This window comes from Billgrantia gudaonensis (genome assembly GCF_900100195.1).
Classification (GTDB): domain Bacteria; phylum Pseudomonadota; class Gammaproteobacteria; order Pseudomonadales; family Halomonadaceae; genus Halomonas; species Halomonas gudaonensis.
This window is the reverse complement of record NZ_FNES01000005.1, coordinates 35,563-56,062: the sequence shown is the minus strand read 5'-3', so window position 1 is coordinate 56,062 and position 20,500 is coordinate 35,563. Positions and strand designations below refer to the sequence as shown.

The 20,500-nt window shown below is 65.2% G+C and carries 18 protein-coding genes; 13 read left to right on the top strand and 5 right to left on the bottom strand.

The features are described 5' to 3' along the window. Nucleotides 1-28: 28 nt before the first annotated feature. Entirely contained in the window at nucleotides 29-970 is a 942-nt protein-coding gene (locus tag BLP96_RS07775; protein ID WP_089684824.1) for a LysR substrate-binding domain-containing protein, read from the bottom strand. A gap of 187 nt (nucleotides 971-1,157) precedes the next feature. Between BLP96_RS07775 and BLP96_RS07770 the strand changes: the two genes are divergently transcribed. From BLP96_RS07770 to BLP96_RS07745, 6 genes are all read left to right on the top strand, one after another. Beyond that, entirely contained in the window at nucleotides 1,158-2,537 is a 1,380-nt protein-coding gene (locus BLP96_RS07770; protein WP_089684822.1) for an L-serine ammonia-lyase, read from the top strand. 257 nt (nucleotides 2,538-2,794) lie between these two features. Then, entirely contained in the window at nucleotides 2,795-3,568 is a 774-nt protein-coding gene (locus tag BLP96_RS07765; RefSeq protein WP_089684820.1) for an ABC transporter ATP-binding protein, read from the top strand. Continuing rightward, the gene (locus BLP96_RS07760; RefSeq protein ID WP_245682197.1) at nucleotides 3,565-4,317 is read left to right on the top strand and encodes an ABC transporter ATP-binding protein; all 753 of its coding nucleotides are present in this window, start codon (nucleotides 3,565-3,567) and stop codon (nucleotides 4,315-4,317) included. The genes BLP96_RS07765 and BLP96_RS07760 overlap by 4 nt, the downstream gene beginning before the upstream one ends. 131 nt (nucleotides 4,318-4,448) lie before the next feature. Beyond that, nucleotides 4,449-5,669: an ABC transporter substrate-binding protein gene (locus BLP96_RS07755; protein ID WP_089684818.1), complete on the top strand. Its 1,221-nt coding sequence runs from the start codon at nucleotides 4,449-4,451 to the stop codon at nucleotides 5,667-5,669. Nucleotides 5,670-5,733: 64 nt separating this feature from the next. Then, nucleotides 5,734-6,621 (top strand): branched-chain amino acid ABC transporter permease, encoded by an 888-nt coding sequence (locus BLP96_RS07750; RefSeq protein WP_089684816.1) that lies wholly within the window; start codon nucleotides 5,734-5,736, stop codon nucleotides 6,619-6,621. Nucleotides 6,622-6,623: 2 nt separating this feature from the next. Then, a complete protein-coding gene (locus BLP96_RS07745) occupies nucleotides 6,624-7,607 on the top strand; it encodes a branched-chain amino acid ABC transporter permease (RefSeq protein WP_089684815.1) in 984 nt (327 codons plus the stop codon). A gap of 58 nt (nucleotides 7,608-7,665) precedes the next feature. Here BLP96_RS07745 and BLP96_RS07740 read toward each other — a convergent pair whose 3' ends face one another. After that, nucleotides 7,666-8,571, bottom strand: a complete 906-nt coding sequence (locus tag BLP96_RS07740) for a LysR family transcriptional regulator (protein WP_089684813.1) — start codon at nucleotides 8,569-8,571, stop codon at nucleotides 7,666-7,668. 126 nt (nucleotides 8,572-8,697) lie between these two features. Here BLP96_RS07740 and BLP96_RS07735 point away from each other — a divergent pair, with 126 nt between their 5' ends. The 3 genes from BLP96_RS07735 to mtgA all read left to right on the top strand — a co-directional run bounded on the left by BLP96_RS07735 (nucleotide 8,698) and on the right by mtgA (nucleotide 11,532). Continuing rightward, entirely contained in the window at nucleotides 8,698-9,807 is a 1,110-nt protein-coding gene (locus tag BLP96_RS07735; RefSeq protein ID WP_089684811.1) for an S-(hydroxymethyl)glutathione dehydrogenase/class III alcohol dehydrogenase, read from the top strand. Nucleotides 9,808-9,891: 84 nt separating this feature from the next. Continuing rightward, on the top strand, nucleotides 9,892-10,746 hold the full coding sequence (gene fghA, locus BLP96_RS07730; protein ID WP_089684808.1) for an S-formylglutathione hydrolase: 855 nt from the start codon (nucleotides 9,892-9,894) through the stop codon (nucleotides 10,744-10,746). Between the two features lie 57 nt (nucleotides 10,747-10,803). Further along, nucleotides 10,804-11,532: a monofunctional biosynthetic peptidoglycan transglycosylase gene (gene mtgA / locus BLP96_RS07725; protein WP_089684806.1), complete on the top strand. Its 729-nt coding sequence runs from the start codon at nucleotides 10,804-10,806 to the stop codon at nucleotides 11,530-11,532. Here mtgA and BLP96_RS07720 read toward each other — a convergent pair. Next, complete coding sequence (locus tag BLP96_RS07720; protein ID WP_089684805.1) at nucleotides 11,529-12,443, bottom strand: DMT family transporter; 915 nt, start codon at nucleotides 12,441-12,443, stop codon at nucleotides 11,529-11,531. The two genes, mtgA and BLP96_RS07720, sit on opposite strands and share 4 nt — an antisense overlap. 174 nt (nucleotides 12,444-12,617) lie before the next feature. Between BLP96_RS07720 and BLP96_RS07715 the strand changes: the two genes are divergently transcribed. The 4 genes from BLP96_RS07715 (at nucleotide 12,618) to BLP96_RS07700 (ending at nucleotide 17,186) form a co-directional block, all read left to right on the top strand. Further along, entirely contained in the window at nucleotides 12,618-13,016 is a 399-nt protein-coding gene (locus BLP96_RS07715) for a DUF4168 domain-containing protein (protein WP_089684803.1), read from the top strand. A 145-nt stretch (nucleotides 13,017-13,161) separates the two neighbouring features. Beyond that, nucleotides 13,162-15,066, top strand: a complete 1,905-nt coding sequence (locus BLP96_RS07710; protein ID WP_089684802.1) for a DUF294 nucleotidyltransferase-like domain-containing protein — start codon at nucleotides 13,162-13,164, stop codon at nucleotides 15,064-15,066. A gap of 10 nt (nucleotides 15,067-15,076) precedes the next feature. Next, a complete protein-coding gene (locus BLP96_RS07705; RefSeq protein WP_089684800.1) occupies nucleotides 15,077-15,802 on the top strand; it encodes a 3'-5' exonuclease in 726 nt (241 codons plus the stop codon). Between the two features lie 67 nt (nucleotides 15,803-15,869). Then, nucleotides 15,870-17,186, top strand: coding sequence for a sensor domain-containing diguanylate cyclase (locus BLP96_RS07700; protein WP_176761485.1), 1,317 nt, complete (start codon nucleotides 15,870-15,872; stop codon nucleotides 17,184-17,186). Nucleotides 17,187-17,232: 46 nt separating this feature from the next. Here the strand turns inward: BLP96_RS07700 and BLP96_RS07695 are convergent, their stop codons facing one another. After that, nucleotides 17,233-18,612, bottom strand: coding sequence for a putative bifunctional diguanylate cyclase/phosphodiesterase (locus BLP96_RS07695; RefSeq protein ID WP_089684796.1), 1,380 nt, complete (start codon nucleotides 18,610-18,612; stop codon nucleotides 17,233-17,235). Between the two features lie 204 nt (nucleotides 18,613-18,816). Continuing rightward, a complete protein-coding gene (locus tag BLP96_RS07690; protein ID WP_089684794.1) occupies nucleotides 18,817-20,478 on the bottom strand; it encodes a BCCT family transporter in 1,662 nt (553 codons plus the stop codon). Nucleotides 20,479-20,500: the final 22 nt, after the last annotated feature.

Genomic DNA, 20,500 nt, shown 5'->3' with positions numbered 1-20,500 from the left:
GCGGCCTATTGTAGTCCCCTCTGGGAAGTTAGCCCATGGGGAGGGGGGCGGCATTGTCGCTGCGGGCCACTTCTTCGACGATCCAGTCGTGCACGGCGGCCACGCGACGATCGTCCAGAGAGCCGGTCGGATAGACGATGCCATAGCGCTTGCCGGTGGAGACTCGCTCGCTGAAGGGGGCGATCAATGCGCCGGTACTGAGTTCGTCGGTGAGCAGGGCCTGGCGGGCGATGGCCACGCCCATGCCGGCGACGGCTGCCTCCTGGGCCAGGCGGTGTCGGTTGAAGGTATAGCCGCGGCGAACGTTGAGCGGCTCGGCACCCACGGCCTGCAGATAGTGTTCCCACTGGGCATACGGCTGACTGCCACGCCAGGCGGTGACGTCGTGGAGCAGTGGGTACCAGGCCAGGTCCGCGGGACGCGACAGCGGGGGGCGGCGGCGCAGCAGTGCCGGGGCGCAGACGGGAAAGATCACCTCCTCCATCAGTGGCGTGCAGGCCAGTCCAGGGTAGTGGCCGTCGCCGAGGTCCACGGCCAGGTCGAACTCGCCTTCACGCAGCGACAGGCTGCTGTCCTCGGCGATCACCTGCAGTTCGATGTCCGGAAAGCGGGCCTGCAGGCGCGGCAGGCGCGGCATCAGCCACAGGCTGAGGAAGGCCGGCACGCTGCGCAGGCGCAGAATGCCGCTCATCACGCCGCTGCGCAGGCGCTTAATCTCCATCCCCACCGACTGGTAGGCCTCGTCGACCACGGCAGCCAGTCGACGCCCCTCCTCGGTCAGCTCCAGGCGACGCGGCAGGCGACGGAACAGCTTGAAGCCGAGTCGCGCCTCCAACTGCTTGATCTGCTGGCTGACGGCGCCGGTCGTCACGTGCAGCTCCTCGGCGGCGCGCGTGAAGGAGAGCAGCCGGGCACTGACGGCGAAGACTTTCAGCCAGGCATGGGTCTGGGCATGCAAGAGTCGGCTCATGCTTTAGTCATTCTATACTGAAGGGAAGATATTTTCGTTTGCTCGTCGTGCCATAGGCCACCAACATAGGATCATTCCCCGTGACATGGCAATAGGCTTTAGTTTCGCTCATGTATGAATGGCGTGTCATGAAGCCATCGACCAATAAAGAACGCTCGGTTCTCACGAGCGAACAGAGGTGATCCCCATGGCAATCAGCGTTTTCGATCTCTTCAAGATCGGCATCGGCCCTTCCAGCTCGCACACCGTGGGTCCGATGAAGGCCGCCCATGATTTCGTGCAGGCACTGCACGAGCGGGCGCAGTTGGAGCGGGTTGCCCGAGTCGAGGTGCGGCTCTACGGATCGCTGTCGGCCACCGGGGCCGGCCACGGTACCGATCGTGCGGTGATCATGGGGCTCATGGGCGAGCGCCCCGCCACCCTCGATCCGGCCATCGTCACGCCCTGCATCGAGGAGCTCCTGGAATCCAATGCCCTGTTGCTCGACGGCCGGCTGGCGATTCCCTTTCTGTGGGCGCGCGACATGCAGTGGTACGAGGAGTGCCTGCCCTACCATCCCAATGCCATGACGCTGATCGCTCATGGCCACAGCGATGAGCTCTTCCGCAACACCTACTACTCCGTGGGTGGCGGTTTCGTGGTCGATGAGGATCAGGCGGCGCGCGGCGAGCTGGATACCGACGGCACGATTCTGCCTTACGACTTCGACACGGCGGCGGAACTGATGGCGCTGTGTCGCATGCACGGGCTGCGCATCAGCGAACTGATGCTCGAGAACGAAAAGGCCTGGCGCAGCGAAGAGGAGGTGCGTGCCGGCCTCCGGGAGATCTGGGAGGCGATGCAAGCGTGCGTGGAGCAGGGGTTGCGCCAGGAGGGCGTGCTGCCCGGTGGGCTCGACGTCCGCCGCCGCGCCGCCGCATTGCACCGCCGCCTGTTGGCGGCCGAAGACGATGACAGCCTGATCGCTTCCACCTTCTCCGCCATGGACTGGGTCAACGTCTTTGCGCTGGCGGTCAACGAGGAGAACGCCGCCGGCGGGCGGATGGTCACCGCTCCCACCAACGGTGCGGCGGGCATCATCCCCGCCGTGCTGCATTACTACATGAAGTTCAGGCCCGGCGCCGGCGAGCGCGACGTGGTGGATTTCCTGCTCACCGCCGGTGCCGTGGGCATTCTGTGCAAGAAGAATGCGTCCATCTCGGGGGCCGAGGTGGGCTGCCAGGGTGAGGTGGGGTCGGCCTGCGCCATGGCCGCGGCAGGCCTCGCCGAGGTCATGGGCGGCAGTGTCGCTCAGGTGGAGAATGCCGCCGAGATCGGCCTGGAACACAACCTGGGGCTGACCTGCGACCCGGTGGGCGGGCTGGTGCAGGTCCCTTGCATCGAGCGCAACGCCATCGCTTCGGTCAAGGCGATCAACGCTGCCCAGATGGCGCTGCGCGGCGACGGAGAACACTTCGTTTCGCTGGACAAGGCGATTCGCACCATGCGCGACACCGGGCGCGACATGCAGGACAAGTACAAGGAGACCTCCCGCGGCGGCCTGGCCGTCAATGCCATCGAGTGCTGACGGGCGAATCCTTTCCAGATCAGCCCCCTACCGTAGACCAGCGCGACGCCCCGGCCGGCGTCGCGTTTTTGTTTGCAAGCTATTGAACTGTCAGGCGTCTACGCCATTGGTCGAGTTCGGCGATTCAGCTATTGCTCCCTAGAGGCGAGTCCTCTAGCTTACGTTAACGTAAAGGTTAGAGAGTCCTGAGCCTTCTCTACAACGACAACAACGTCAGCAACGGCGGATCGCCAGCGGCGGTCCAGAGAGGACGCCACATGACCCAGGAGTTCGCACTCGAAACCCGTGGGTTGACCAAGGAATTTCGCGGTTTCACGGCCGTGGACGACGTCAACCTGCAGGTTCAGGAGGGGCACATCCACGCCCTGATCGGTCCCAACGGAGCCGGCAAGACCACTGTCTTCAACCTGCTCACCAAGTTCCTGCCGCCGACCCGCGGCGAGATCCTCTACCGCGGCAAGGCCATCACCGGCATGAAGGCCAACGAGATCGCGCGCATGGGGCTGGTTCGCTCCTTTCAGATTTCTGCGGTGTTCGGCCACATGACCGCATTGGAGAACGTTCGGGTCGCCCTGCAGCGTCCCATGGGGACGTCCTTTCATTTCTGGAAGTCCGAACGCTCCTTGGAGCCGCTCAATGAGCGTGCCGTGGCGCTGCTCGATGAAGTCGGCCTGAGTGACTACGCCGACGTGCTCACCGTGGAAATGCCCTACGGGCGCAAGCGCGCACTGGAGGTGGCCACCACCCTGGCCATGGAGCCGACGCTGATGCTGCTCGACGAGCCGACCCAGGGCATGGGGGCCGAGGACGTCGATCGCATCGTCGAGCTGATCCGGCGCGTGGCCAAGGGGCGCACCGTGCTGATGGTGGAGCACAACCTCAGCGTGGTCAGCCGCCTGTGCGATCGGATCACCGTGCTCGCCCGTGGCAGCGTGCTTGCCGAGGGAGACTACGAGAGCGTCTCCTCCGACCCGCGCGTCAAGGAAGCCTACATGGGCAGCGAAGTCGCGGAAGAGGAGGCCGGGGCATGAATCAGCTCGCCGAACAGACCGGTGTGACCCATTACCGGGATCACGACGGCGCCGAAATGCTGAGGGTCAGCGACCTGCATGCCTTTTACGGCGAATCGCACATCCTGCACGGCGTCGACTTCGAAGTGAGACGCGGCGAACTGGTGACGCTGCTGGGTCGCAATGGCGCCGGGCGCAGCACCACTCTCAAGTCGATCATGAACATGGTGGGACGGCGTACCGGCTCGATCATGATCAACGGCAACGAGACGCTCGACGTCAAGCCACACCGCATTCCACGGCTAGGGGTCGGCTACTGCCCGGAGGAACGCGGCATCTTCGCCAGCCTCGACGTCGAGGAGAACCTGCTGCTGCCGCCCACGGTGCGCTCCGGGGGAATGTCCATCGATGACATCTACGCGATGTTCCCCAACCTCTACGAACGACGGCGCAGTCAGGGAACCCGGCTCTCCGGCGGAGAGCAGCAAATGCTGGCCATGGCGCGCATCCTGCGCACCGGCGCGCGACTGCTGCTGCTCGACGAGATCACCGAGGGGCTGGCACCGGTCATCGTCCAGGCGCTGGGCGAGGTGCTGGTCAAGCTCAAGGAGCGCGGCATGACCATCGTGCTGGTGGAGCAGAACTTCCGCTTCGCCGCGCCGCTGGCCGACCGCCACTACGTGATGGAGCACGGCCGCATCATCGAGGAGATATCGGCAGCCGAGCTGCCCTCGCGTCGTGAGCACCTGCATTCCCTGCTGGGGGTATGAATGCGGCTCGCCCCCGGCTAAACCGCCGCGCCAGCGCTACGCCTGGCGTCCAGGCTTCCACCCACCCAAACCCATCGCTGCGCAACGTCAGCTACAACAACAACAGCCCCGCTGGGGCCGAGGAGACGATAATGACCTTCATCAAGAAGACACTCGCCAGCAGCATCGCCATCGCCGCCACCTCCATGATGGCAGCCACTGCCCAGGCCGAGATCAGTGACGGCGAGATCCGCATCGGGTATCTGGCCGACATGTCCGGCACCTACCGCGACCTGGCCGGCCCGGGCGGCCTCGAGGCGCTGGAGATGGCCATCGAGGACTTCGGCGGCAGCGTCGACGGGGCGCCCATCGAAGTGATGAGCGCCGACGATCGCAATAGTGCCGACGTGGGCGCCAACACCGTGCGCGGGTGGATCGACCAGGACAACGTCGACCTGGTGGCCGGCATGGTGGCCTCGTCGGTGACCATCGCCGTGACCAATGTCCTCGAGGACAACGACAAGCTGGGCATCGTGTCCGGTTCGGCGGCGTCCAGCATCACCAACGAGCACTGCACGCCCAACCACATCCACTGGGTCTACGACACCTACCCGCTGGCCAACGGCACGGCCAAGGCGGTCGTCGACCAGGGCGGTGACACCTGGTTCATGCTCACCGCCGACTACGCTTTCGGCCACGCTCTGGAGAGCGACGTGGAGAAGGTGGTGACCGACAACGGCGGCACCATCGTCGACCGCATTCGCCATCCCTTCCCCACCGAGGACTTCTCTTCCTACATCCTTCAGGCGCAGGGCTCCGGTGCCAAGATCGTCGGCCTGGCCAACGCGGGTGCCGATACGGTCAATGCCATCAACACCGCGAGCCAGTTCGGCCTGGTGCAGGGCGGTCAACAGCTCGCCGGCCTGCTGGTGTTCCTCAACGACGTCTACGCCATGGGGCTCGAAACCACCCAGGGACTGCTGCTCACCACCGGCTGGTACTGGAACATGGACGACGAATCCCGCGAGTGGGCCGAGCGCTACTACGAGCGCGTGGGCCGTATGCCGACCATGGTCCAGGCAGGCATCTACTCCAGCACCATGCACTACCTCGAGGCCGTCGAAGCCACCGGCAGCGACGATGCCCAGACCGTGCGCAGTTACATGATGGAGCAGCCCATCGAGGACTTCTTCGCTCGCAACGGGCGTATCCGCGAGGATGGACGCATGGTCCACGACATGTACCTCGCCGAGGTCAAGTCGCCGGCCGACTCCACCCATGAATGGGACCTCTACGAGATCCTGGCCACCATTCCTGCCGAAGAGGCCTATCGTCCGCTCTCCGAGAGCGATTGCAAGCTGGTCAACGACTGAGCGGACGTGCGAGATCCGGCGGCGGCGCGAGCCGCCGCCCCTCTGACGGCGAGGAGAATCTGACATGACGATGATATTCGGCGTGCCGGTGGCGGTGTTCATGGGCCAGCTCATGCTGGGCCTGATCAACGGCGCCTTCTACGCCCTGCTGAGCCTGGGCCTGGCGGTGATCTTCGGCCTGCTGAAGATCGTCAACTTCGCCCACGGGGCCATGTACATGCTCGGTGCCTTCGCCACCCTTCTGGGCATGCAATACCTGGGCATCGGTTACTGGGCGGCGCTGTTGCTGGCACCGCTGGTCGTGGGTGCGCTGGGCATGGTGATCGAGCGATTGCTGCTGCGTCGCATCGGCCATCTCGATCATCTCTATGGCTTGCTGCTCACCTTCGGTCTGGCGCTGATCTTCGAAGGTTCGCTGGTCAACGTCTTCGGCGTTTCCGGCGCTCGCTATCCCACGCCGGAAGCGCTGCAAGGGGGGCTGCAGCTCGGCTTCATGTTCCTGCCCACCTATCGTGCCTGGGTGCTGGTGGCGGCACTGGTGGTGTGTCTGGGCACCTGGTACGTGATCGAGCGCACCCGGCTCGGCGCCTACCTGCGTGCGGGCACCGAGAACCCGGCACTGATGCAGGCATTCGGCGTCAACGTGCCGCAGCTGATCACCCTCACCTACGGTTTCGGCGTGGCGCTCGCGGCTTTCGCCGGCGTGCTGGCCGCGCCGCTCTATCCGGTGTCGCCCACCATGGGCTCCAACCTGTTGATCGTGGTCTTCGCCGTGGTGGTGATCGGCGGCATGGGCTCGATCCTGGGGGCGGTTCTCACCGGCCTGGGGATGGGGCTGATCGAAGGCCTCACCAAGGTGTATTACCCCGAAGCGGCCAACACCGTGATCTTCCTGGTGATGATCCTGGTGCTGATGCTGCGACCCGCCGGCCTGTTCGGCAAGGAGGCATGACGATGGCCACGACACAAACTCTCACCCCGGCCATGGAGCGCGCCCGGCGAGCTTCCCAGCGCCGCAATCTGTTCTATCTGGCGCTGTTGGCCGTGGGGCTGGTGGCTCCGTTCCTGGCCTACCCGGTCTTCCTGATGAAGGTGCTGTGCTTCGCGCTGTTCGCCTGCGCCTTCAACCTGCTGCTCGGCTACGCTGGCCTGCTCTCCTTCGGTCATGCGGCCTTCCTGGCCACCGGCGGTTACGTGACGGGGTTCCTGCTGTCGAGCTATCCCGCCCTCACGCCGGAGATGGGCATCCTCACCGGGACAGCCGCCGCCGTGGCGCTGGGCGCGGTGTTCGGCGTGCTCGCCATACGCCGCCAGGGCATCTACTTCGCCATGGTCACGCTGGCGCTGGCCCAACTGATGTTCTTCGTCTTCATCCAGGCGCCGTTCACCGGCGGCGAGGACGGCCTGCACGGCGTGCCGCGCGGCGAGCTGTTCGGTCTCTTCGACCTGGATAGCAATCTGGCGATGTACTACTTCGTGTTCGCGGTGTTCCTGATCGGCTTCGCCATCATCCAGCGGGCCGTGCACTCGCCCTATGGCCAGGTACTCAAGGCCATTCGCGAGAACGAGCCGAGGGCGGTGTCGCTGGGCTACAACGTCGACGCCTACAAGCTGCTGGCCTTCGTGCTCTCCGCCGGGCTGGCGGGCCTGGCGGGCTCCACCAAGACGGTGGTCTTCCAGCTCGCTTCGCTGACCGACGCTCATTGGCACATGTCCGGCGAGGTGATCCTGATGACCCTGCTGGGCGGCGTGGGCACGCTGTTCGGGCCGTTGGTGGGGGCCGGCCTGGTGGTCAGCCTGCAGCACATGCTGGCGCAGTCGCCGCTGGGCAACTGGGTCAGCCCGATCCTCGGCCTGATCTTCGTGATCTGCGTGCTGAGTTTCCGCAGCGGCATCGTCGGCGAGGCGCTGAAAATCGTGCGCAAGAATTTCAAATGACGGCCGGTGCGGTCACTGACGGGCGCCTTGCGAGGCGCCTTTTTTCCATGGGCGCGGCTCAGAGTGGGGAGCCGGCGGTGGCCTCCGCCAGCCGCGCTGGCAGGTGCTCGACCAGGAAGTCGACGAATTGACGCACCTTGGGGGCGTGCTGGCGGTGGTGTGGCATCACCGCCCAGACTCCGGTGTCGCGGCACTGGAAGGCATCGAGTACCGAGAGCAGCTCGCCCCGGGCGAGGAAGGGGGCCACATAGTAGTCGGGTAGCTGGGCGAGCCCCAGTCCCTTGAGCGCCGCATCCAGCAGCGCCGAGCCCGAATTGGCTTGCCAGGGTCCATGGACGCGCACGTCGCGATGCACCCCTTCGACGTCGAAGCGCCACAGTTCCCGCGTACCGATCAGGCAGCGGTGGTGGGCCAGCTCGGCCAGGGCGTGGGGTTGGGAGACGCGGGTGAAGTAGTCGGGAGCGGCCACCACGAACTCGCGGCGCTCGCCGAGGCGTCGCGCGACCAGCGAGGAGTCCTGCAGGGTGCCCATGCGGATGGCGATATCGTAGCCCTCGTCGATGATGTCCACCTGACGATTGGTGAGGTGCAGGCGCATTTCCAGCTGCGGATGCAGGCACAGGAAGTCGTTGACCAAGGGGGCGATGAAACGCTCGCCGAAGGTGGTTGCCGAACTCAGGCGCAGCACGCCATGGGGGCGGTTCTGCCGTTCCTGAAGGGTGGACTCGGCATCCCGGAAGCCGTCCAGAAGAGTCCGGCACCGAGCGTAGTAGCTCTCGCCGGCGTCGGTGAGGCGGATCTGGCGCGTGGTACGATAGAGCAAGGGTACGCCCAACTGCTGCTCGAGCTGGGCGACCTGGCGGCTGACGTGGGAGTTGGAGACCTGGAGTCGGCGCGCTGCGGCGGCGAAGGTGCCGAGACGTACCACCTCTACGAAGGCTTCGATTCCATCCCAGCGGGACATGGTGTCTCCGAGTTGGATTGTTGCTCAGCGGAAATAATGTTGTGAGTCTGTTTCAGTTTCGTCGCGCTGGCAAGGTCGCCTAGACTGACAGTCCATACGAGACATGCAATCGACGAGGAGGTCGCCATGAAGTCACGCGCCGCCATTGCGTTGGAAGCAGGCCAGCCGCTCACGCTCACCGAAATCGACGTGGAAGGCCCCAAGGCCGGTGAAGTGCTGGTGCGCATCGCCGCCACCAGCGTCTGTCATACCGATGCGTACACGCTCTCCGGCGCCGATCCGGAAGGCAACTTCCCGGCGGTGCTGGGGCATGAGGGTGCCGGCGTCGTCGAGGAGGTCGGCGAGGGCGTCACCAGCGTCAAGCCCGGCGACCATGTGATCCCGCTCTACACGGCCGAATGCGGCCAGTGCAGGTTCTGCCTCTCCGGCAAGACCAACCTGTGCGGGGCGGTGCGCGCCACCCAGGGCAAGGGCGTGATGCCTGACGGTACCTCGCGCTTCTCGCACGATGGCACGATGCTGCACCACTACATGGGCTGCTCCACCTTCAGCGAATACACGGTGCTGCCCGAGGTGTCGCTGGCGGTGGTGTCCAAGCAGGCCCCGCTGGACAAGATCTGCCTGCTCGGCTGCGGGGTGACCACCGGCATCGGTGCGGTGATGAACACCGCCAAGGTGGAACCGGGCTCGACCGTGGCCGTGTTCGGCCTGGGCGCCATCGGCCTGGCGGTGATCCAGGGGGCGGTGATGGCCAAGGCCAGCCGCATCATCGCCATCGACGTCAATCCCGACAAGTTCACGCTCGCCGAGCAGTTCGGTGCCACCGACTTCGTCAACCCCAACGACTACGGCGACCCCATCCAGCAGGTGATCGTCGATCTCACCGACGGCGGCGTCGACTACTCCTTCGAATGCATCGGCAACGTCAACGTCATGCGTCAGGCGCTGGAGTGCTGCCACAAGGGATGGGGCGAATCGGTGATCATCGGCGTGGCCGGGGCCGGCGAGGAGATCAGCACGCGGCCGTTCCAGCTGGTCACCGGTCGGGTGTGGAAGGGATCGGCCTTCGGCGGCGTCAAGGGACGCTCGCAGTTGCCCGGCTACGTGGACCAGTACATGGCCGGCGAGATCAACATCGACGATTTCATCACCCACGACCTGCCCTTCGAGCAGATCAACGAGGCCTTCGATCTGCTGCATGCCGGCAAGAGCATTCGCACCGTCCTTCACTACTGAGCGTCCGGCGCCGAATGCCTGGCGTTGCCCTCGACATTCGATCAGGGGTGGTCGGCACGCGTCGGCCATCCGGGAGATTGCCCAATGACCATGACGGAAAACCTCGAGCTGGTATCGGCCAACAAGAGCTTCGGCGGTTGGCACAAGCGCTATCGCCATCGTTCCCGAGCGCTGGACTGCGAGATGGTGTTCGCCATCTATCTGCCGCCCCAGGCCGAGACGGAGCGAGTGCCGCTGCTGTGGTGGCTATCGGGGTTGACCTGCACCGACGAGAACTTCATGCAGAAGGCCGGGGCGCATCGCCTGGCTGCCGAACTGGGTCTCGCCATTCTGTGTCCCGATACCAGTCCGCGCGGCACCGACCTGCCGGGCGAGCACGACAGTTACGACCTGGGATCGGGAGCGGGCTTCTATGTCAATGCGACCCGCGAGCCCTGGAAGCGCCACTACCGCATGTACGATTACGTGGCCGAAGAGCTGCCCTCGGTGGTTCGCCAGCATTTTCCGGTGAACGGCCGCGAGGCGATCAGCGGCCACTCCATGGGAGGGCACGGCGCCCTGGTGATGGCGCTGCGACGCCCCGGGCATTACCGCTCGGTGTCGGCCTTCGCGCCGGTCGTCAATCCTACCCAGTGTCCCTGGGGCAGGAAGGCCTTCACCGAGTACCTGGGCGACGATCCCGGCGTCTGGACCCAGTACGACGCTTGCGAGCTGGTGGCCAAGGGGGCTTCCAGCCAGAGGTTGTTCGTCGACCAGGGCGACTCCGACGACTTCCTCGAAGAGCAGCTATGTCCCGAGCGGCTCGAAGCGGTATGCGCCGAGCACGATCACCCACTGACGCTGCGCCGCCAGCCGGGCTATGATCACAGCTACTTCTTCATTGCCAGCTTCATCGAGGACCACCTGCGCTATCATGCCGAGCACCTCTCCCGTCGCTGAACGCTGCCTCCATAAGTGGCGGCGCGGGGATGTCGTCACGCTGAACGGCGGGGCGTCATGACGACGCTGCGGAGGCTGCTGGAAGCACTCGTGCGCCGTCTGCTGCGAGTCCTCGCCCTGATCGCCGTCGGGTTCGCGGCACTCTCGCTGTTGCTGGTGCTGCTGCTACGCGAAGTGCCGGCCTACGGCTCCATGGTCATGATGGAGCGCAAGGTGCAAGCTTGGCTGGCCGGCGAAACGCTGCCGATACGTCACCAGTGGCGGCCCTGGGAACAGCTATCCGGGCATGCCAAGCTCGCGGTGATGGCCGCCGAGGATCAACGCTTTCCCGAGCACCGCGGGTTCGACCTGGTCGAGATTCGCCGCGCCTGGGAGGCGAGCCGTGACGGGATGCGCTTGCGCGGTGCCAGTACCATCAGCCAGCAGACCGCCAAGAACCTCTTTCTGTGGACCGGGCGCAGTTGGGTGCGCAAGGGACTGGAGGCCTGGTTCACCCTGCTCATCGAGACGCTGTGGCCCAAGCAGCGCGTGCTCGAGGTCTACCTCAACATCGTCGAATGGGACAGCGGCGTGTTCGGTCTGGAAGCCGCCGCCCAGCACTATTTCGGCGTCTCCGCCGACCGGCTCAGTGAAGTGCAGGCCAGCCGGCTGGCGGCGATCCTGCCCAATCCGCGCGGCTGGGACGCGGCCCGGCCCGACCCTTACGTGCAGCGGCGCAGCGCCTGGATTCGCCAGCAGATGCACAACCTCGGCGGCATGGCTTATCTCGAACGCCTCGTTCGCTAGCGCCGGCCGCGCGCCGTCAGAACCACGCCGGCAATGGTCACCGCCATGCCGACCAGTCCGATCATCGGCAGGCGTTCGTCGAACAGCCACCACGCTTCCAGCGCCGTCACCGGCGGCACCAGATAGAACAGGCTGGCCACGCGCGAGGCCTCGCCGCGCTTGATCAGCGCCATCAGCAGCAGGATGGCACTGATCGACAGCACCAGTACCAGCCACAGCAGGGTTAGCAGAAAGGTGGGCGTCCACTCGATGTTGCGTTCCTCGAAGAACAGCGCCCCGAGGCCCAGCAGGATACCGGCGGCCAGGTATTGCACCGCGGTACCCGTGAGCAGCGGCATGCCCGTGCAGTAGCGCTTCTGGTAGAGCGTGCCGAGCGAGATGCCGGCCAGTGCCACCATGACGCTGGTCAGGGCGCCGAGGCCGAAACCCTGGAACAGCGCTCCGCCGGGGTCGAGCTTGCTGCCCAGCACCAGGGTGATGCCGGTCAGCCCCAATGCCAGTCCGGCCCATTGCAACGGGGCGAGGCGCTCGCCCAGCAAGGGTCGGGCCAGGGCGGCGGTCAGCAAGGGCTGCAGCCCCACCAGCAGCGCGGCGAGTCCCGCCGGCATACCGAGCTGAATGCCATAGAACACGCCGCCGAGATAGGCGCCGTGAACCAGCATTCCCGAGATGCCGATGTGCCCCCATAGGCGCAGGCCGCGGGGCCAGTCGACCTTGAGCAGGCCAGCCAGGGGCAGCAGCAAGGCCAGCGTCAGCACGAAGCGCACGAACAGGAAGGTGAAGGGTTCAGCATGGGGCAGGCCGAACTTGGCCCCGATGAAGCCGGTACTCCACAGGGCTACGAAGAGCACGGGCATGCTGGCGAGCCAGAGCCGGCTGGGGGAGAAGGAAGAGAAGGAAGGTAGTGGCATGGCCTCAGAAGGGTTCCGGTCGCAACGAAACGTCGACCATACTGGGTTCCCGCCGCGGGCAAAAGGGGATGAGATGCGAAACGCTGTTACATTCCGTTACTCGAAAAGTGTGAACCCCCCCATGCGAGCGTCGTCACAGGGACGCACATACACACGCAACCCTTGGAGGTATTCATGCCACGGATGACTGCACTGTTCTCGGCTGCCTTGCTCACTGCCGGACTCATGAGCGCTCAGGCGCATGCCCAGGACCAGTCACAGGATCCGGCTCAGGATCCGTCAGCGACGCAGCAGCCGCAGGCCACTGCCGAGGATTTCTCCGACGAGCAGCTTCAGCAGTTCGCCGATGCATCTCAGGAGATCGCCGTCATCTCTCAGGACTACACCGAGCGCCTGCAGGAGGCCGAGGACGAACAGGCTCAGCAGGATGTGCGCATGGAAGCCAACGACAAGATGGTCGAGGTGGTCGAGGACAGCGGTCTCGACGTGGATACCTTCAATGCCATCGGTCAGGCCATCCAGCAGGATCCGGAAATGATGCAGCGGGTTCAGGAAATGGCCAGCGAATCATGAACTGACGTAGGCTCTCGCCCGACGTCGCGAAGGCCACCTCACGGGGTGGCCTTCGCTGTGTCTGGGCGCCGATCAAGACTTTACAGCCCGTGGGCGTGCCCACACACTGACCGCGATGCGGGTCGAAACGGTCTCGGAGCGATGCATGGACGTGGAACTGCTGGAGATTCGCCAGCACATGGCGCAATTTCCCCCCTTCGACAGCCTCTCCGACGAGCGGCTGGATGACGTGGCCGGCCATGTGGAGGTGAGCTACTTCAAGGCGGGAACGGTCATTCTCGCCCTGGATCAGGAAGTTCACGAACTTTGCTACATCCGCAGCGGGGCCGTGGAGGTCTACCGGCGCAACGGCGACCTCTACAACCGGCTCGGCGAGGGCGATATCTTCGGCCAGTTCAGCTTGCTGCGGAACCATCGCGTGCGTTTTCCGGCCTCGGCGCTCGAAGACACCCTGATCTATTTCATCCCCGAGGCGGTATTTCGTCGGCTGTGCGAAGCCGATGAGCACTTCGCCGATTTCGTCGAGCTCGGTCGGCCCCGGCTCGAGGCGGCGGTGGAGGATCAGAAGAAGTCCAACGACATGATGATCACCCGGGTGCGCAAGCTGCTGTCGCGCTATCCGGTGATGGTCGAGGCGACGACCACGGTGCAGGAGGCGGCTCGTCAAATCGGCGCAGCGCAGGCCTCGGCGGCGCTGGTGCTGGATGCCGTCGGCGAGCACCCTCGCTACAGCTTCACCGACAGCGAGGAGCGGGCCTGGGAGATGTGCGGCATCCTCACCGACAGCGATTTCCGCACCCGAGTGGTGGCCGAGGGACTCCCACCCGACACCCCGGTGGGCCAGCTGGTGGGCAAGCCGCCGATCACCATCCAGTCCGATGAGTCGGTCCACGAAGCGATGCTCACCATGCTGCGCAACAACATCCATCACCTGCCCGTGCTGTATCGCCGACGGCCGGTGGGCATCGTGCATCTCTCCGACATCATCCGCTACGAGACCCATTCCAGCCTGTACCTGGTCAGCAACATCTTCAACCAGTCGAGCGCGGCCGGGCTCGCCAAGCTGGAACCCGACGTGCGTGCCGCTTTCGTGCGCATGGTGGAGGAGGGCGCCAACTCGCAAATGGTCGGCAGTGCGCTGTCGACGATCGGGCGCAGTTTCACGCGGCGCCTGCTGGAGCTGGCCGAGCAGGAACTCGGCCCGCCACCGGTGCCCTACTGCTTCATGGCCAATGGCTCCATGGCTCGCAACGAGCAGTCCATCGTCACCGACCAGGACAATGCCCTGGTGCTTTCCGACGACTTCGACCCCGAACGTCACGACGCCTACTTCCTGGCGCTGGCGCAGCGGGTCAGCGATGGGCTGCACGCCTGTGGCTACACCTACTGCAAGGGCGGAGTCATGGCCACCAACCCCAAGTGGCGTCAGCCGCTGTCGGTGTGGCGGGACTACTTCCGTGACTGGATCGACGACCCGACGCCCGAGCGTCTGCTGCACAGCTCGATCTTCTTCGATCTGGACAGCGTCTACGGCGAGGAAGACTACGTCGAGCAACTGCAGGATCTGGTGGCCGGCAAGGCGGCCAAGAGCCCGCTGTTTCTCGCCGCCATGGCACGCAACGCCCTGAACCGCACGCCGCCGCTGGGATTCTTCCGGACGTTCGTGATGGAAAAGGATGGCAAGCACAATAACTCGATCAACCTCAAAAGGCGCGGTACGGCGCCCCTGATCGATCTGATCCGCGTGCATGCCCTGGCCTGTGGCTCGCGTGCCCAGAACAGCTTCGATCGTCTCGACGACATCGGCAATACCCAACTGCTGGCGCCGGGCGTCGGCGACAAGCTGCGCTACGCACTGGAACTGATCGCGATGTCGCGGATTCGCCATCAGGTCATCGATCTGCAGCAGGATCGCGAGCCGGACAACAACATCGAGCCCGAAAACGTCGCGGATAGCGAACGTCACAACCTCAAGGATGCCTTCCAGGCGTTGAGCAACGCTCAGAAGTTTCTCAAGTATCGTTATCCGCTGCCCTCCCGTTCACGCTGACAGGTGCTTCATGCCGATCCTGCGCCGTTCGTCCCACGTCGCCGCGCCTGGCTGGCCGGAATACCTGGAGCAGCGTGCCAGCGAGTCGCGCTCGGCATTGTTGTCGCGCTACTTTGCCGCCGGCGTGCCAGCGGCCGACACGCCCATCGGCGAGGTGGAAATGGTGGCTCTCGACCTGGAAACCACCGGGCTCGATACTCGCCGCCATGCCATCGTCAGCGTCGGCGCGGTCCCCTTCACGCTGGCGCGCGTGCGTCTGGCCGAGCGCCGTTACTGGGTGGTACGTCCACCGCGACCGCTGTCCAGCCAATCGGTCATCTTCCATCACATCACCCATTCGGAGGTGGCGGAGGCCCCTGACCTGGAACGCATCCTGCCCGAGCTCCTCGAACTGATGGCTGGGCGACTGGCGGTGGTGCATTTTCGCCATATCGAACGTCCCTTCCTCGACACCGCCGTGAAGGCTCGCCTCGGCGAGGGGCTGCGCTTTCCGGTGATCGACACCATGTCGTTGGAGGCGCGTCGCCATCGCCTGTCGCCCTGGGCTCGCTTTCGCCGCTGGCTACGCCGCCCGCCGGTGTCGATCCGGCTGCATGACAGTCGCTTGCGCTATGGCCTGCCCGCCTACCAGGGGCATCATGCGCTGATCGATGCCCTGGCCACGGCGGAACTGCTCCAGGCGCAGATCGCCACCCACTATCGTCGCGAGACCCCCATCGGCGAGCTATGGAGTTGACCGTGTTTCTCGCCCCAGGCGGCCGAGACAGGCATACTGGCTGCCAGGGCAGGTGACGGGGGTATGCATGGCAGCGAGCGATCAGGATAGCCAGAACCGACATCTCGATCATGCAAGGCTGTGGCAGCTTCTCGAGCGCGCTCCGCTGCCCCTGCTGCTCACCCAGGGCGGCGACAAGCGGGTCGTGTTGCTCAACCGCCAGTTTCGTCAATGCATCGGCTATGGGGTCGACGAGATCCCCGATGCCGGCCACTGGTGGCCGCTCGCCTACCCGGAGGCCGAGGAGCGCGAACGCCTGGCCGCGCTGTGGCGCCAGCGCCTGGAGCAGGCCGCCCGGGGGCAGGGCGAGGTCGAGCCGCTGGAGGCGCCCATTCGCTGCAAGGATGGCGAGACCCGCATCTTTCTGGTACATGCCGTCTGCCACGGCGACCTCACCTTGAGCCTGTTCGTCGAACTGACCGCACTGCGCCAGGCGCAGTCGCAGCTGGCCGAGAGCCACCGTACCTATCGTGCGCTCTTCGAGCGCAGCGCCGACGGCATCCTGCTGTTGGATGGCGAACGCTTCATCGACTGCAATGCCGCCGCCGCAGAGCTGCTGGACTACCCCGACAGGCAGCAACTGCTGCAGCGGCACCCCGCCGAGATTTCGCCGCCTCGCCAGCCCGATGGCCGAGCGTCCTGGGAACTGGCCGTCGAATGGATCCAGCGGGTCCGTGAGGTCGGATCGTGTCGCTTCGAGTGGGTTCATCTGACGCGCACCGGAAAGCCGACCTGGCTGGAAGTGCAACTGACGATGATTCCCATCGAAGGTCGCGAGGTCGTGCATACCGTCTGGCGCGACATCAACGAGCGCATCCAGGCCCGCGAGGAACTGGAGTATCGCGCCAGCCACGATGCCTTGACCGGTCTCTACAACCGCGATCGCATGCAGCAGTTGCTGCGTGAGGCCGACGCCCTGCATCGTCGTCATGGCTTCCGCTACGCCTTGATCCTGCTCGACATCGATCACTTCAAGTCGGTGAACGATCGTTTCGGTCATGCCGTTGGCGATAGCGTATTGCAGACCATGGGGAACCGTATCCACGAGCGGCTTCGCGAGACGGATCGCCTGGGCCGCTGGGGAGGCGAGGAGTTCCTGATACTGGCTCCAGAGACCACGCAGCAGGGAGCGCTGGAGCTGGCCGAACGCATCCGGCAGCACATCGAGAGCCATGAATTCGACGACGCCGGCCGCGTGACGGCGAGCTTCGGCGTGGCCGCCAGCCAGTCGGGCTTGTCGCTGGATACGTTGATGGTGCGCGCCGACCGGGCGATGTATGCCGCCAAATGCCAGGGACGCAACCGCGTCACTGCCGAGCAGGGCTCATCGGCTTCCGCCTCCTGAGTGGAACTGCAGGGTACGAAATGGCGCATGCCGTGAAGCGGGCCGCTCAAGTGACGGAAGAGCGTTGCGTCAGCCAGCATGCGGTAAAGGTGGCGGCATCCACCGGGCGGCCGTAGTGGAAACCCTGTACGCCGCTGCAGCCCAGGGCGCGCAATGCATTGGCCTGATCGGCATTCTCCACGCCTTCGGCCACCGTCTGCATGCCCAGGGTGTGGGCCATGGCGATGATGGTGGCAACGATGGCATGGTCGTGGCTGCTCTTGAGCATGTCGTGCACGAAGGACATGTCGATCTTCAGGGTGTCGGCCGCGAACCGCTTCAGATAGGCGAGCGACGAGTAGCCGGTGCCGAAGTCGTCGATCGCCATGCCGATGCCGGCCCGGCACAGGGTGCGGGTGATGCCCACCGCCATCTCCGGATCGCGTATCAAACCGCTCTCGGTGAGTTCGAGTCCCAGCAAGCCCGGACGCATCCGGGTCGCCAACTGCTGCACGTGACCGGCCAACCGGGGGTCGTCCATCTGCTGGGCCGAGACGTTGACGCACAGCCTTCCCGGAAAGGGCGTCCCAGCCTGCTCCCAGCGCTGCAGCTGGCGACAGGCGGACTCCAGCACCCAGTCGCCCAAGATGCTGGCCAATCCCTGGCTCTCCGCCAGGGCGACGAACTCGCCCGGGCTCACCCAGCCCAACAGCTCGTCGTGCCAGCGACATAGCGCTTCGGCGCCGATCAGCTCACCGTTTGCCAGGCTGAACTGGGGCTGATAGTGCAGCGTCAGCCGCTCGTGCTGCAGGGCTTCGAGGAATCGCGCCTGCAGGCGCGCTTTCTGGTGCATGGCCTCGGCCATGGGGCGGGTGAAGAAGCGCGTGCGGCGCCCGCCGCGCTTGGCATGGTTGAGCGCGATGCTGGCGTGCTGGAACAGTGCGCCAGCATCGTCGGCATCCCGTGGGAAGCGAGCCACGCCGGTGCTGAGCGAGAGGGTGAAGTGCCGGCCGTCCACGGGAATGGGCGACGCCAGGCTTTGCCGGTACCGAGCCACGGCTTCCTCGAGATGGACTCGATTGGCGGTCCCGCAGAGGACGGCGAACTCGTCGCCGCCCAGTCGGGCGATGAACTCATCGGCGGCGACGACGTCGCTGAAACGCGCGGCGACGGCAGCCAGCAAGCGGTCGCCGCACTCGTGACCCTGGCTTTCGTTGATCTGTCGGAAACGGTGCAGGTCGATGTAGAGCATGCCGAGCGAGCCGGCGGTTCGGCGTGCCTGACGGCAGGCGTCGTCAAGGCGCTCCATGAAGTGGCGGCGGTTGGCAAGCCCAGTGACGCTGTCCCAGTAGGCGAGCTGTTCGGCGAGTCGTTCCAGGTGCTGGGGCAGGCCGGCCTTGCCTAACCCATCGGCAAGCTGGCGAAAGGCGTCTTCGGGGGCCTTCATCGGCGCTTGGGGGCTCCTTGCCGGGCGGGTGGCAGTATCGTGAAACTATGGCCGAAGCGGCATCGCCCCGCCAGGGCGGTTGCCGAGAGTCGTAGCAGAATACGCATGACGCCTGGCGGCGCACCTCATGCCGAAGAATGAGGGAGTCCAAATAGGACAGGCGACCAAGAGGCCGCCTGTCGTGGGTTGCAGCGAAAGAGGGAATCAGGCGCGTGGCTCGCTGGCCAGCCCCTTGATGATGGCGTAGCAGGCGGCCAGCAGCACCAGCGTGAAGGGCAGGCCGGTGGTGATCACCGCCGTCTGCAGCGCGGTGAGCCCGCCTCCGAGCAGCAGGGCGATGGCAACGGCCCCCTCGATGACGGCCCAGAAGATGCGCTGCGGTTTGGGCGCATCGACCTTGCCGCCGGCGGTGATGGAGTCGATCACCAGTGAGCCGGAGTCCGACGAGGTGATGAAGAACACCATCACCAGCACGATGCCGACGAAGGAAGTGATGGCGGTGAGCGGCAGCTCGCCGAGCATCACGAACAGCTGCAGCTCGAGCGCTGCGTCCTGAACGCCTTCGAAACCGTCGCGGACGACCTGGTCGATGGCGGTACCGCCGAAGGCGGTCATCCAGATGACCGAGACGACCGACGGCACCAGCAGCACGGCGATCAGGAATTCACGCACGCTGCGCCCGCGGCTGACTCGGGCGATGAACATGCCCACGAAGGGCGACCAGGCGATCCACCAGGCCCAGTAGAAGGCCGTCCAGCCCTGGGTGAAGTTGGCATCCTCACGCCCGAAGGGGTTGGAGAGCGCCGGCAGATTCACGACGTAGGCGATCAGGTTCTCGAAGATGCCCGTGGCGATCAGCAGCGTGGGACCGACGAAGATCACGAACAGCAGCAGCAGGGCGGCGAGTACCATGTTGAGCTGCGACAGCCGCTGCACGCCCTTGTCGACGCCGAGCAGAATCGAAACCAGGGCTACCGCCGTGATGCCCATGATCAGCAGCACCATGGTGGTGTTCGTTTCGGGGACCCCGAACAGATAGCCGAGCCCCGCCGAGGCCTGGGTCGCGCCGAGCCCCAGTGAGGTGGCGAGACCGAACAGGGTGGCGAAGACGGCCAGGATGTCGATGACGTGCCCCGGCCAGCCCCAGACGCGCTCCCCCAGGATGGGGTAGAAGATCGAGCGCATGGTCAGCGGCAGGCCCTTGTTGTAGGAGAACAGGGCCAGGGCCAGCGCGACCACGGCATAGATGCCCCAGGGGTGCAGGCCCCAGTGGAAGATGGTGGCGGCCATGCCCAACGAGATGGCCCCCGACTCATTGCCTTCGGCCGCGCCCAGCGGTGCCCAGTCGGTGCGGGCGCCGTTCTCCATGGCGGTGCCGCCGATGGCGGTGCCGTAGTGCGTCAACGGCTCGGAGACCCCATAGAACATCAGGCCGATGCCCATGCCGGCGGCGAACAGCATCGAGAACCAGCCCAGGTAGCTGAAGTCGGGCTTGGCGTGCATGCCGCCGATGCGGACCTTGCCCAGTGGGGTGAAGATCAGCACCACGGAGAGGATCACGAAAATGTTGGCGGCCAGCAGGAAGAACCAGGCCAGGTTGCCGGTCAGGAAGCTGAACATGCCGTTGTAGATGGGTTCGACCTGATCCTGCAGGGCCAGCGTGATGATCACGAAGAAGAGGATCACCAGCGAGGAAAAGGTGAATACCTTGCCGTGCAAGTCCAGGTTGACGCCCATGGGGCTGGCGGTGATGTTGTCCTGACCGATCACGTAGTCGGTATCGATCAGGTTGGCCGGCCCCTCTGGCGCCGGAATGCCTTCCGAAGCCTGCTCTTGGGGCCCTTCGTCTTGGGGATTCTTTTCCATGGAGCGTTCTCCCTTCAGTTCG

What these genes read in the sequence shown, in the direction of transcription:
- BLP96_RS07720 (WP_089684805.1), bottom strand. Translation starts at nt 12,443, where the DNA reads ATGCCACTACCTTCCTTCTCTTCCTTCTCCCCCAGCCGGCTCTGGCTC.
- BLP96_RS07695 (WP_089684796.1), bottom strand. Translation starts at nt 18,612, where the DNA reads ATGAAGGCCCCCGAAGACGCCTTTCGCCAGCTTGCCGATGGGTTAGGC.
- BLP96_RS07750 (WP_089684816.1), top strand. Translation starts at nt 5,734, where the DNA reads ATGACGATGATATTCGGCGTGCCGGTGGCGGTGTTCATGGGCCAGCTC.
- BLP96_RS07755 (WP_089684818.1), top strand. Translation starts at nt 4,449, where the DNA reads ATGACCTTCATCAAGAAGACACTCGCCAGCAGCATCGCCATCGCCGCC.
- BLP96_RS07710 (WP_089684802.1), top strand. Translation starts at nt 13,162, where the DNA reads ATGGACGTGGAACTGCTGGAGATTCGCCAGCACATGGCGCAATTTCCC.
- BLP96_RS07700 (WP_176761485.1), top strand. Translation starts at nt 15,870, where the DNA reads ATGGCAGCGAGCGATCAGGATAGCCAGAACCGACATCTCGATCATGCA.
- BLP96_RS07745 (WP_089684815.1), top strand. Translation starts at nt 6,624, where the DNA reads ATGGCCACGACACAAACTCTCACCCCGGCCATGGAGCGCGCCCGGCGA.
- BLP96_RS07770 (WP_089684822.1), top strand. Translation starts at nt 1,158, where the DNA reads ATGGCAATCAGCGTTTTCGATCTCTTCAAGATCGGCATCGGCCCTTCC.
- BLP96_RS07705 (WP_089684800.1), top strand. Translation starts at nt 15,077, where the DNA reads ATGCCGATCCTGCGCCGTTCGTCCCACGTCGCCGCGCCTGGCTGGCCG.
- fghA (WP_089684808.1), top strand. Translation starts at nt 9,892, where the DNA reads ATGACCATGACGGAAAACCTCGAGCTGGTATCGGCCAACAAGAGCTTC.
- BLP96_RS07765 (WP_089684820.1), top strand. Translation starts at nt 2,795, where the DNA reads ATGACCCAGGAGTTCGCACTCGAAACCCGTGGGTTGACCAAGGAATTT.
- BLP96_RS07775 (WP_089684824.1), bottom strand. Translation starts at nt 970, where the DNA reads ATGAGCCGACTCTTGCATGCCCAGACCCATGCCTGGCTGAAAGTCTTC.
- BLP96_RS07715 (WP_089684803.1), top strand. Translation starts at nt 12,618, where the DNA reads ATGCCACGGATGACTGCACTGTTCTCGGCTGCCTTGCTCACTGCCGGA.
- BLP96_RS07735 (WP_089684811.1), top strand. Translation starts at nt 8,698, where the DNA reads ATGAAGTCACGCGCCGCCATTGCGTTGGAAGCAGGCCAGCCGCTCACG.
- BLP96_RS07740 (WP_089684813.1), bottom strand. Translation starts at nt 8,571, where the DNA reads ATGTCCCGCTGGGATGGAATCGAAGCCTTCGTAGAGGTGGTACGTCTC.
- BLP96_RS07690 (WP_089684794.1), bottom strand. Translation starts at nt 20,478, where the DNA reads ATGGAAAAGAATCCCCAAGACGAAGGGCCCCAAGAGCAGGCTTCGGAA.
- BLP96_RS07760 (WP_245682197.1), top strand. Translation starts at nt 3,565, where the DNA reads ATGAATCAGCTCGCCGAACAGACCGGTGTGACCCATTACCGGGATCAC.
- mtgA (WP_089684806.1), top strand. Translation starts at nt 10,804, where the DNA reads ATGACGACGCTGCGGAGGCTGCTGGAAGCACTCGTGCGCCGTCTGCTG.